The following is an 11896-nucleotide window of genomic DNA, read 5'->3' on the forward strand; positions in this document are numbered from 1 at the left end:
CAGGGTAAGGTGTTGATTACGCGACCTCACCTTGCCACAGCGTAGGTCGCTATCCACCCTCCTCATAGGATCTGAACAGTTCGCCCGTCTGTCCGTCACCACCGCGCACGATCACTACCACCTTCGTGGTCACTGTTGAACCACGAACCTGAGACTATCGCCAACCCTTTTTCAACAGCCTGATAGGGCCTGATTGGTCTGGTCCATTGACTTTGCACCGCAGCTCCTTCGTGCTTTCGGTTGCACCAATGTTCCGCGCGATCTCTCGTCAACTGGCGCCACCTGCCCTGGTCTCCAGAAGGTCAGGGACCGCAGTTTTCTTCTTTTCGCCATTAGTTGGAAACGGTGTGATCGACCAACTGACTAAGTCGACGGCACGCTGCAGTATCGCCTCGGTCTCAGCACGGCTGGGTGAGGCAGCGATCACATGTCCCATGATGTCTCGATAATCGTCATTCCTGACGATCGACGTCTTGGGTTCAACATACAACTTGACCTCGACGACACCTGGTATGGAAACCGCCAGATTGTGGCCCTCGATCCTGTCGAGGATGCCGTCGCCCTCAGGAACGAGGAACCGGGCGGCCGCAGTCTGCGAATGCCTTCTGCTCAAATTCCATTCCTCGCCGATCACAACCTTGAGGTGCTCGGCAATGGGATCAATACCGTAAGCCAGCTGAATCAGCCGAGGGGTGGTCCAACCCGGAAGACGCGGATTGACTTCGATGACCACTGGGCCACGCTCCGTCCACCGGAATTCAATGTTCGCTGGTCCCCAGCCTAGGCCGAGAGCGCTCAAACAGCTCAGTGAAACATCAGCGATGCGTTTATGCTCATAATCAGTCAACGGGGCCGGAAAGATGCTGCCACGAACGACGAAATTGGGTGGGCAGTCGAAGTCCGCGGCACCTACTGCAATGACCTCATTTCCCATTGTGTCGGCGCTATACTGGGGGCCTTGTGCGAATTCTTCGATCAGTATCCTCGGCGAACACCTCCCCCATGTCGGCTGCCCAGCTAGCAGATTGGCCGCATGTTTGGCTAACTCATCGACGTCGCGGCACAACCGGACACCGCAGCTGCCGCTACCGACGGCTGGCTTAACAATCACCGGTAGGCCGATCTCAATTGCAGAGCTTTCCACTTCCGTCGCGTCTGCTGCAAGGCGATAAGCCGGCATTGGAACGCCCGCCGCCGCGAGGAGTTGACGTTGAGTATATTTGTCGCAGCATCGTTCGATGGATGCAGGGTCCGGACCTGGCAGATCGAAATGCCGGCAGAGCTTACCAACTGTCGCATAGATCGACTCATCGAGACCTGAAAAGCCAGTAATGCCAGCGATGTCATACGTTGCACGTAGCCGGGAACATTCGCGGATGAGCGCATCGAAATCGTCTGTATTGACACGGATGGCCTCGAGGCTTTCTGCCGCAAGATAGTCGTACTGAGCTGGATCAGCCGACAGGGTAATTGGATGCACGCCAAGACGCAGGGCCGCATTCACATATAGCAGACCAATACTCCTGTGGCTTTCAACCAGGATGAGCGCTCTTCTTGCCATTGGCGTCGACTTCCGTTGAGTGCTGTGGCGGCAGCCTGAGCGTAGGCAGGCGTCGGTTTTTGTTCATGCCTGATCTCAGACCTTGTGGTGAGGGTACCATTATCAGGGATCTGTGGTTGCAAAGATTCTATAAAGTTATTTGAAGAATCTGTTACAATGTTTTGGTTATCGCGTGGTACGGAGCGTTTCTACCAATTTCAGACGATTGCGACGTTCCAGGGACGCTAGTTTGACCTGAGGAAGTTTACACTTAAACTGACCGGCAGTGTCATAGACTTAAGCGAAGCGGTTAGCTCATAGATACCCCGGGCTAAAGTTCAACGACATGAGCTGATCGATGCGGAGATTGCCAAGCCTTTGGCGATGCGCTCAAGGGTTTGCTGGAGCCAGGTGAGTGGATCAACTCCGTTCATTGTTGCCGTCTGCAACATGGTGGCTATGGTCGCCCATACGCGTCCGTCGCCTTCGGAGCCAGCGAAGAGATTGTTTCTTCTGATTATTGTTGCGGCCTGCTGGCACGCTCGACGATTTTGGAATCGATTTCGACCCGCCCCGTCGATGAGGAAGCGTTCGAGCATGCGCGGCGTGACGTGGCATACCGGATCGCTTCGGCCAGTTTTGACTTTTCCGGAGATGCAAGGCAATTCCTTTTCCCATAGCTGAACAGGTCGGCAACGATCGCCGCGGACCAATCCTGGCGTGCAGCCATGCGAGCCACCGGATTATGGCCCCGGATCATCCTCTACCTTCCACAAGCCGGCCATCGTCGCGACCGTCCTGTGACGCCAGACGCGAAGTACCGCTGATGTGCAACTCATTGAAGCGCCGGCGTAGATGCGCCCAGCATCCTGCGAGCGTCATGGCATTGGTGCCAGCACTTGCCTTGGCGAGCTTGGTGTGCGCGGAGTATCCGTCAATTTGCCGAATGCCGGTTAATCGCGAGGTGGCAGTAATGAAGGAATACCCGCTCGGCGCGTGAATATCGAGAAATTCCGCGGATTCGGCACGATCTTTGCTCCGTATTATTTCTCGGCGACCTTTGCGGTCTTTTGACCAGCAGAGGAGTCGATGATGCTGAAATCTAATGAAGAACTGACAGCCGAACTCAAGGCCGTATTAGCCGGCCAGCACTATCACTCGAAGGCGATCAGTAGCTACTGCAGGTGCGCTCTGGCGCGCGCGCGCCCCAGATTCCTCGATTTTTCTCGAACGGCCGGAAACAGATGGGCTCAAGGAAGAGGCCGGCAAATACGGGGCGTCATCGAGTCCAAAGACGACAACGATGTACGGAGGCCTGGTCTGGGCTACGATCAAGCATCAAAATGCCCACGGGCGCTCTGTGGAACGCCAATCGAGGCCTCACCCATCCGTATTGGCCCTACGCCGACATTTCAAACCAAAAAAGTCAGCAATTCACAAGCAGGTCTCGTGTCATATTGCTCAGCGACTTCGCGCCATCATCGGTCACGCAAACGGTCTCACTGAAGATGCCTCGGACTTCTGATGCGATAGAGCGCAAGAGCGTGGAGCCGTTGGCGGCCGTCACGGCGCCGTCGCGGGGTCGGCCAAGCATCAGTCTCTGCTGCATTTCGTGGGACAGGCGCCGTGGTCGGACGCGGCCTTGCTGGCGCGGGTTCGCGACTGGGTTCTTCCACAGATCGAGCAGCGTGGACCGATCCGGGCGTTGATCGTCGACGACACCGGCTTTCCCAAGAAGGGCAAGCACTCGGTGGGCGTAGCGCGCCAGTATTGCGGCCAGTTGGGCAAGCAGGACAACTATAGATTGCGGTTAGCCTATCGATCGCAAATGACGCAGCCTCGCTTCCGATCGCCTACGAACTGTATCTCCCGCACAGCTGGGCGGAGGATCCGGAACAACGCAAGAAGGCCACGATTCCGGCAGAGATCACGTTCCGGACCAAGCCGCAGATCGCGCTCGCACGGCCCAGCGCAACGGCTATCGCGAGCGCGACTGGGAGACGCGCGCCGGCACCGTCGAGCTGCGCATCCCCAAGCTCAGGAAGGGCTCCTACTTCCCCGGTTTCCTCGAACCGCGCCGCATGGCCGAGAAGGCGCTGACCGCCGTCATTCAGGAGGCCTACGTCCAGGGTATCTCGACCCGCTCGGTCGACGACCTGGTCAAGGCCATGGGCATGAGCGGCATCTCTAAAAGCCAAGTCAGCCGGCTGTGCGAAGAGATCGACGGCAAGGTCAAGGCGTTCCTTGAAAGACCCATCGAGGGCGACTGGCCATATCTGTGGATCGACGCCACCTACCTGAAGGTGCGCCGCGGCGGCCGCATCGTCTCGGTCGCCGTCATCATCGCTGTCGGCGTCAATGCGGACGGCCGACGCGAGGTGCTGGGCATGGAGGTCGGCACGTCTGAGGCCGAGCCGATCTGGACGGAGTTCCTGCGCAAGCTGACCCGCCGTGGCCTGCGCGGCGTCAAGCTCGTCGTCTCCGATGCCCATGAAGGCATTAAGGCGGCCGTCACCAAGGTGCTGTGCGCGACATGGCAGAGGTGCCGCGTCCACTTCATGAGGAACGTGCTGGCCCATGCCGGCAAGAGCGGGCGCCGCGTCGTCTCCGCTTTCATCGCCACCGCCTTCGCCCAGGAAACGCCCGGGGCCGCAAGCACGCAATGGCGCGCCGTCGCCGACCAGATCCGGCCGAAGGTGCCGAAGCTGGCGACAATCATGGACGACGCCGAGCCCGACGTGCTTGCCTACATGACTCTCCCCAAGGAGCACCGCGCCAAGCTGCACTCGACGGATGACATCGACAAGCCTGATTTCGGCTTTTCGATTCCTGTTGCGTTTCCTTGTTCGGCTCAGGTGAGCCTGTTTCTTCGTCCCGGCCCACACGATTTCCCGTGCGAGCGTGTCGAGACGCAGTCAAGGCTGGCCGGTGCGATGGCGGCACGGCCGGCTGCGAGGTTTCCAGGCCACGCCTTGACTGCGTCGAGCACGGCGCCAGTCTGGAGCGGACCGAAGGCGGCGGTCGTGCCGGCACATTCCTTATGCTATATTTGTCCGGCACGGACGACCGCGAGGCAAAGAGTGGTGCGAGAGGATGAGAGTGCCGCCACGCAGCCGTTATAGTCGTTCCTCCTTTGTGGCGTCCGTGCGCCGCTTCGGCCCGCGTGGCCGCCAATGCCGAACCATTAGCTCGTACGCACGCTCGGCATTCTCGGCCGCGGCTTTCTCGCTGTTTCGCAACTCCTTCACGTAAGCCGAACCGCGGCGACCAACACCGCGCTCGCCCGGCGCGCCGGCCTTGAGAGCGAGCTGCCTCTGCTTTGCCGCCACCAGCGCCGGGCGAGCCCAGAAGTAGTCCTGCTCCTTTGTCAGCAGATGCCAGATCAACACCGCGAGCTTACGGGCGACCGCCACGGCTGCGACCTGATGGCCACGCTTGTTGCGGATGCGTAGGAAGAAGGCCCTGAGCAGTCCGGGCGCCTTCGCCGCCGCCCAGGCGGCCTCGACCAGAATGGCGCAGGCATGGGAACGCCCATGTTTGCTGATCCGGCCATATTGCGCCAAGCCAAGACCGGATTGGCGCACACGCGGATTGAGGCCGAAGTAGCTCACCAGCTTCTGCGGCTCGCGGAACCGCCGGATCTCGCCGACCGCGGCGATGATACCGCTCGCGACGATGACATTGACGCCGGTGATCGTCTGAAGCCGCCGGACTTGCGCATCATCAACCGCTTCCCGGGCGATGTCGCGATCAAGGTCAGCCAGATCCTCGGCCAGGCGATCGATCTCGCGGATGTGGCGGGCGATAGCGGCCCGCTCGTCGTCGGGAAGCACCTGCCGCTCGAGCCAGGCGCGACCGCGATTGTTGAACAGATCGGCATGCGGGCACTTCGGCACTAGGTGCGCCTGCAGGATGCCATGCACCTCGTTCTTCACGCGCGTGCGATGCCGAACTACCTGGTTGCGCCGCGCGACGAGGCGGCGAAGCCGCTCGGTCCGCTCGTCAGGTACCCAGACCTCCGGCAGAAAGCCGCTGGCATGGAGCTGCGCCAGAACGCCGGCATCGATCTTGTCGGTCTTAATCCTGGCATGAGCGATCGCCTTCACCTGCATCGGGTTGGCGACAATCACCCGGCCGACATAGGGCGACAGAACCCGCACCACCGCCATGGCGTTGCCCGTAGCCTCGACGACAACCTCATCAGTCCGTCGCAAACTGCGGCCGAACCCTTCCAGTCCCGAGCGGGTCATGTCGACCCGTCCGTGATGGCGCAGCCGGCCGTCTTCCCAAACCACCACCTCCGCAAAGGTGCGGTGGATGTCCATTCCAATCACACGTCTCATCGGCTCCCTCTCCTCAACAATCGGGAGCCAGCGGGCGACGCGACACCTACGGATCCGCGCTCTCGGCGCAACCGGGCAGGTCGCAGGGGCGGCCAGCTACTAACGCGAGCTCGCAGCTCATCGAATACATCGGCCTGCCCGCACTTGGCGTGCTCCCGGTGCCCCTGTCCCGGATGGTCGCACCATACGCCGAAAATCGCTCATCTCCAGCGGGGATCGGATGGCACCGTCATGATCATACCGGTTACCAACCCGATCGAGCGCCTCAACGGCGAGATCAAGCGGCGCACCGAGTTCGTCGGCATCTTCCCAAATGATGACACCATCGTCCGCCTGGTTGGCGCGATCCTGCTCGAACAGAACGATGAATGGGCCGTGCAGCGGGCGAGATATATGACGCTTGTGTGGATGCCAGCCGTTTTGCAAGGAAGATTTTGAACCTTTGAACACGTGATCGAGTGCGGTCTTGTGTCAGGCCTTGAGTTGCGGCCATGACGTGCCGCGGGCCGGTATGGTGATGCGCGGATCAGGTCCAAATCTAGAAAGCGAGCGTGAGGCTCGGTGCGTCATTCTGGTTTTCCTGACCCCGATCTGATCGATCATTTGCCCATGCGATTCAGGCCTTCCTCACATTCCCCGACGGACCGGCTTGGTGTGCTGCTGAATGCTCATGCAGGCACCGTTGCCGGATTCCGGTAATCCTCTTCCTTTGTCAGCATGGCCCAGATGCCACGCGCCATCTTGTTGGCCAGCGCGATGGCCACAAGCATGCGCGGCTTCTTCGCCATCATACGGGCGAGCCAGGAGCTCTCGGGCGCGCCCTTCCGGGATGCCCATCGGACCACAGCCATGGCGCCGATGATGAGCAGCCGTCGAATATCGCGTTGGCCCATCTTCGAGGTTTTTCCTAGTCGTTGCTTGCCGCCAGTCGACTTCTGCAACGGGACGAGCCCAAGCCAAGCGGCGAAGTCACGGCCGCATTTGAACGTCTCCATCGGCGGCGCGAAAGTTTCGATCGCCAGTGCGGCGATGGGGCCAACGCCGGGCATGGTTTGCAAGCGCCGAGATGCCTCAGCTTCCCTCGATAGGGCATCCATCTTCTTCTTCAGTGCGTCGATCCGGCCAGTCAGCTGATAGATCTGGTCCAGCAGATCGCGGCAGATCTCGCGGACCAGATCAGGCAAATTGGCGTTCTCGACCTCAACGAAACGTTCAAGTCGGCTCAGATAACGAATTCCCTGCGGCGCGATGTGGCCGAATTCATAGAGGTGCGCACGCAATGCGTTGACCAACTCAGTGCGGTGATTGACCAGCTGTTCTCGCGTGCGAAACATTATGGACCGAGACTGCTGCTCCTCGGTTTTCATTTCGACGAAGCGCATCGTTGGTCGTTGCGCTGCCTCGACGATCGCCTCCGCATCCGCTGCGTCGTTTTTCTGCCGCTTGATGAACGCCTTGACATACCGAGGTGCAATCAGCTTCGGCTGATGGCCAAGCTGGACCATCTCGCGAGCCCAATAATGGGAGCCGGCGCACGCCTCCATCGCCACGACCCATGCCGGCTGACCCTCCATAAACCTGCAAAACTGCAGGCGACAGCTTCTTGCGAAATAGGACAGTTCCGTCAGCCGCCGCTCCATGCAGCTGAAAGACGTTCTTTGCTAGATCGATCCCAATGATGGTAACTTTTCCCACGGATGCCTCCTTCCATTTTGTGGCGTTAAGCACCACAAACTTGGCACATTGCGATGCCGTCGGAGAAGGCTGGCATCCACCCCATCTGGAAACCATCAGCCAAATGAGCGATGATCCTCTGATCACCCTGCCAGCCGTGGCGCGCTGATCATCCCGGCCCATGCCGGAAACTGCGGCGACAAAGCCGTCAGCTACACCACTCCCTGGGACACGATCCGAAGGCCGCCACACCCCATCAGATCCAGAGCTGACAGGTCAATCTAGGAAGCGTTGCCGAAGCATTCACAGCACTACACACGACCTTGCCAAGCCCTCGTCCCGGTGACGGGACCTCAGGAGAGCGCTGCCGTTTCGGCTCGCTCCGAACGCTCTATCTCCTATGCCATCGCTGCGGCCTTGCTCCAGCGGAACTCGGTCGCATTCACCCACAAGGGATGGAGCACGACGCCCAACTTGCGGGTAAGGGCCACCTTGGCGCGCTTCATGCCCCGACGTTTCGCTACGTCGAGCGCCCAGTGCTTCAGGCCCGAGACGCGGGTCATCCGCGTTAGCATGATGTGCGCCGCTTCAAAGAGCGCTGTTCGCACCATGGCGTCGCCGACCTTGCTGACACCACCTTCCCGATCGGTCTCACCCGATTGATTTTTTTTGGGCCTCAGCCCGAAGTAGGCTCCGACCGTACTGGATTTTCCAAACCGCATCGGGTCGTCCACCGCCGAGCGATAGGTGCGCGCAACCAAGGCTCCGACCCCAGGTGTGCTCATCAATCTGCGGCAAACCTTGTCCGCGCGCGATCTTCAGCATCTCGCGATGGACCTTGGTGAACTCGCACCACAACGCCGCCCGCGCCGCCAGCGTCGCACCAATCACCGTCTCCAAAGTGACGTGCCCTGCTGTCAGCTCCCGGATGCGAGCCTTAAACCTTCCACGACTGACTTCTCCGACCTTCAGCCCATAGCCGCGCAAGATCCCGCGGATGCTCAGTTCAACGTCGAGAAGCTTGCTTTGCAGAAGCTTGCGTCCAACAAGAAGGGCTCGGCTATCCTTGCAAGTCACCGATTTGGCATGAACCGGGCGGTACCATCCCCTCCGCAGCAGTTGGGCGATCCCGCGTGCATCTTTCCGGTTGGTCTTCACCGGGATCGACGAGAGCGCCGCCTTCACGCGCCGCGTCTCGAGCAAAACCGCATCGCGTCCGGCGGCCACAAGCCCGGCATGCAGCCATTGCGACAATGGCCCGGCCTGGGCCGGGAGATCGGGAAGTCTGACTGATGGTCGGAAATGGTGTCATTGACCAACCGATTAAGTCGACGGCACGCTGAAGTATCGCCTCGGTCCAGCACGGCTGGGTGAAGCTGCGATGACATGTCCGATCCAGTCCTCACGATCGGCGTCTTAGGTTCAACATACAATTGACCTCGGCGACGCCTGACAGAGCAGCCGCCCGACTGTCGTCGCCGATCCAATCAAGGATTCCATCGTTATCAGGAACGAGGATCCGCGCGGCCGCAGATTGCGAATGCCTTCTGCGTAAATCCCATTTCTCGCCGATGGCAAGCTTGATGGTGCTCGGCGATGAGATCGACACCATGAGCCAGCTGAATCAGTTGAGGATCGAGCACGCCAGAAAGACGAGGGTTGACTTCGATGACCACTGGCCCACGGTTTGTCCACCGCAGTTCAATGTTCGTTGGCCCCCAGCCAAGGCCGAGAGCTTGCAAGCAGCTCAGCGAGACGTCCGCGATAAGCCCACACTCGCGTTTGGTCAGCAGCGCCGGGAAAGTGTACCTCCGAAAGACGAAATGCGGTGGGGGGCCAAACTCAGCAGCAACAACTCCAATGACCTCATTTCCCATTATCTGGACGGTATACTGGGGTCCTTGTGCAAACTCTTCGACCAATACCCCCGGGGAAATCCGCCATATGTGGCTCCCATAGGCCGTGTGCTCGGCCAACTCATCAACGTTGCGGCACAATCGAACACCGCTGCTGCCCGTGCCCACGGCCGGTTTGACAATCACCGGCAAGCCGATCTCCGTGGCAGAGCGTTCTACGTCCGCCGCATTCGTTACCAGACGATAAGCAGGTATTGGAACGCCGGCCTCCGCGAGGAGCTGAGGTTGAGTGAATTTATCGCAGCATTGTTCAATCGATGCGGGGTTCGGTCCCGGTAGGTCGAAGTACCGGCAGAGCCTGCCAACTGCCGCATAGACCGACTCGTTGGCGGACGTGATGCCAGCAATCTCATAGGTTGCACGCAGCCGGGAACATTTGCGGACCAGCCCCTCGACCCCGCGTCTGGCGGTGAGCCTTGGTCGCGAGGCGATCCGGCAGAATCACAACGTCCAGTTCGTCACTGCGATGTTGGCAAAAGCCCATGGCGACGGCTCGCTCGACAAGCAGTCGACGATCTTATCGCGTCCAAAATTGCTGACATCGCCGAGCTCGGCTATCTTCCCTTCGAGGCCAATGCCGCTCACCTGTTCTTCCAGCTGGTGTCGCGCCGATACGAGACGGGATCGATCCTGATTACCTCCAATCGTTCCGTGGGCGAATGGGGGAACCTTTTTCGAGATCCCGTGGTGGCCACCGATCCTGGGTCGCCTGCTCCACCATTCCGCAGTGATTACTATCCGCGGCGATAGCTACCGCGCGAAAAACGCCGGTCCCGCCTTCTGCAGAAGGCCGGACCGGCGAAACTGCCGCCAAAGCGCGCCCACACGCAGTTTACCGGCGCGCTGCGAAAGCTCATCAACCTATGAGCGGCTCGGTTGAACGATAATAAAGGGATCTCCGGGCTCCGGCCGGAAAACACGTCCAGGGCGGCCGCCATGTCTCTTACGCTCCGACACATAACAAACTGTCGACTAAAGCCGAAATAGTTATCCTGACGGTCCGGACCTCCGGAAATGCGCCCGCGAGACGGGTTCAGCCCGATCAGCCCACACCATGCCGCTGGTATTCTTATCGATCCACCACTGTCGCTCCCGTGCGCCAATGGAGCTATGCCAGCGGCCACTGCTGCCGCAGCTCCTGAGGACGAGCCTCCTGCGGACCGGGCCAAATCCCAAGGATTACCGGTTATCCCGTCGAGAAGGGACTGGCTCAAACCAGAGATCCCGAACTCTGGCGTAGTCGTTCGTCCGACTGTGCGCAGCCCAGCATTTCGGGCGCGCCGGAAATAAAAGCTGTCGGCGGTCGGGCAGCACCCCTTGAGCAGTCGACTTCCCTTTTCCTGAAGCCGACCAGCTTCGGTCGCACCGAGGTCCTTGCGAAGAAACGGCACGCCGGCGAAGGGACCGTCTTCAGTGCCTGCCATTGTCTCGGCATTCTGATAGAATTCGATGACGGCATTGATGTGTGGGTTGACCAAGTCATGAGCCTCGCGGGCTACTCGCACCAATTCCATAGGGTTACATCCCTGGCCCGGACGAGCGATGCCAAGCTAGTCGCGTCGTGTCCCACATATTCGCTTAGCTTCATTGTACGTGAACCCTCCTCGCTATGTCCAAAGTTGGGGAGGACGAGTGCATTCGGACAGGAACCTGATCGGTCTCCCTGTGCTCACTTGTTTCACAATCAGAATATCTTAGCTCGACCCAATATGCAACATTTGTGCTTTTTCTGACAAGATAACACAAATGAATCATACCGGCATCGTCTTCCGCAATGAAGAAGACTGCCGACGGCTGAAGAGCGCGTCGGGCCTCGGGCCGATCACCGCGCTCGCCTTCCGCGCGACGATCAACAGGCCCAGCGATTCGGCTCGTCGCAGGCGGGGAGGCGCCGACCGTTGCCTCGACTTCACCGGCGATATCCAGGGCGGATCCGGGCGATGACCAAGCCAATGCCATGTGAAGCTGTGAAGCCTCTGATGAGCCGAGTGAACACGCTCCGCAGCACAAGGGAATCGCAAATCGAATTGCAGGAAAACAGCCCCCAACACCGCAAATCCTGCAATTCCAAAGCCGTCGTGTGGTTTATCAGGATGTCAGATCAATGGCTTGCGGATAGTTCACGCCCGACGAAGGATCAGCTTGCCCCACATTGCGGGACTAGACACGTAGACCAACGCATCGATCAGCAGCGGGCGGGGTCGGCAGGAAATACTGTTCGCCGGGGTGCAACATGCCGAATAAGGCTTGCGCCCGTCTAAATCTCGACTGGGGTTGCTTGACACCGCCTGAACACAACAGTTTTTGGATTATGATGTCCCCGGAGGGACGCTCGTTCGGAATTCAGCAACTGAAGTTCAAAGGTCGAGAGATGGTTCATTCAGAGAAGCCCCGTGAATCGTTTGCGGGTCAGTCCGCCGATG

Annotated in this window: 5 protein-coding genes and 8 pseudogenes; 5 read left to right on the forward strand and 8 right to left on the reverse strand. The window is 59.7% G+C overall.

The genetic code is table 11. From position 1 onward, the window contains the following. Positions 1-268: 268 nt before the first annotated feature. The 3 genes from NKH80_RS29750 to NKH80_RS29760 form a co-directional block, all read right to left on the reverse strand. Positions 269-1561, reverse strand: coding sequence for an ATP-grasp domain-containing protein (locus tag NKH80_RS29750; protein WP_352995578.1), 1293 nt, complete (start codon positions 1559-1561; stop codon positions 269-271). Positions 1562-2057: 496 nt separating this feature from the next. Further along, entirely contained in the window at positions 2058-2270 is a 213-nt protein-coding gene (locus tag NKH80_RS29755; protein ID WP_502901010.1) for an IS66 family transposase, read from the reverse strand. Positions 2271-2296: 26 nt separating this feature from the next. Further along, positions 2297-2647: an IS66 family transposase gene (locus NKH80_RS29760; RefSeq protein ID WP_352995585.1), complete on the reverse strand. Its 351-nt coding sequence runs from the start codon at positions 2645-2647 to the stop codon at positions 2297-2299. Between the two features lie 425 nt (positions 2648-3072). On the opposite strand from NKH80_RS29760, the pseudogene NKH80_RS29765 reads away from it, so the two are divergent. After that, a pseudogene (locus tag NKH80_RS29765) lies at positions 3073-3505 on the forward strand (IS701 family transposase); the annotation flags it as partial. Continuing rightward, a pseudogene (locus NKH80_RS29770) lies at positions 3499-4347 on the forward strand (IS256 family transposase); the annotation flags it as partial. The pseudogenes NKH80_RS29765 and NKH80_RS29770, both read left to right, overlap by 7 nt. Positions 4348-4656: 309 nt before the next feature. Here NKH80_RS29770 and NKH80_RS29775 read toward each other — a convergent pair. Then, a complete protein-coding gene (locus tag NKH80_RS29775) occupies positions 4657-5865 on the reverse strand; it encodes an IS110 family RNA-guided transposase (protein ID WP_352995586.1) in 1209 nt (402 codons plus the stop codon). A gap of 264 nt (positions 5866-6129) precedes the next feature. Between NKH80_RS29775 and NKH80_RS29780 the strand changes: the two are divergent. Beyond that, positions 6130-6321, forward strand: a pseudogene (locus NKH80_RS29780) (transposase); the annotation flags it as partial. A gap of 230 nt (positions 6322-6551) precedes the next feature. Here NKH80_RS29780 and NKH80_RS29785 read toward each other — a convergent pair. The 3 pseudogenes from NKH80_RS29785 to NKH80_RS29795 form a co-directional block, all read right to left on the reverse strand. Further along, positions 6552-7578: pseudogene (locus NKH80_RS29785) on the reverse strand (IS110 family RNA-guided transposase). 377 nt (positions 7579-7955) lie between these two features. Then, positions 7956-8847 (reverse strand): annotated as a pseudogene (locus NKH80_RS29790) (IS110 family RNA-guided transposase); the annotation flags it as partial. After that, positions 8843-9860: pseudogene (locus tag NKH80_RS29795) on the reverse strand (ATP-grasp domain-containing protein); the annotation flags it as partial. The pseudogenes NKH80_RS29790 and NKH80_RS29795, both read right to left, overlap by 5 nt. Before the next feature lie 16 nt (positions 9861-9876). On the opposite strand from NKH80_RS29795, the pseudogene NKH80_RS29800 reads away from it, so the two are divergent. Continuing rightward, positions 9877-10340 (forward strand): annotated as a pseudogene (locus tag NKH80_RS29800) (ATP-binding protein); the annotation flags it as partial. 86 nt (positions 10341-10426) lie between these two features. Here the strand turns inward: NKH80_RS29800 and NKH80_RS29805 are convergent. After that, a pseudogene (locus NKH80_RS29805) lies at positions 10427-10987 on the reverse strand (amidase family protein); the annotation flags it as partial. A 232-nt stretch (positions 10988-11219) separates the two neighbouring features. On the opposite strand from NKH80_RS29805, the gene NKH80_RS29810 reads away from it, so the two are divergent. Further along, positions 11220-11417, forward strand: coding sequence for a hypothetical protein (locus NKH80_RS29810; RefSeq protein ID WP_352995583.1), 198 nt, complete (start codon positions 11220-11222; stop codon positions 11415-11417). Positions 11418-11896 lie beyond the last annotated feature (479 nt).

It is taken from the genome of Mesorhizobium sp. M0904 (assembly GCF_040319475.1).
GTDB lineage: Bacteria > Pseudomonadota > Alphaproteobacteria > Rhizobiales > Rhizobiaceae > Mesorhizobium.

Coding starts and splice junctions, on each gene's coding strand:
- NKH80_RS29750 (WP_352995578.1), bottom strand. CDS start 1,561: ATGGCAAGAAGAGCGCTCATCCTGGTTGAAAGCCACAGGAGTATTGGT.
- NKH80_RS29755 (WP_502901010.1), bottom strand. CDS start 2,270: ATGGCTGCACGCCAGGATTGGTCCGCGGCGATCGTTGCCGACCTGTTC.
- NKH80_RS29775 (WP_352995586.1), bottom strand. CDS start 5,865: ATGGACATCCACCGCACCTTTGCGGAGGTGGTGGTTTGGGAAGACGGC.
- NKH80_RS29810 (WP_352995583.1), top strand. CDS start 11,220: ATGAATCATACCGGCATCGTCTTCCGCAATGAAGAAGACTGCCGACGG.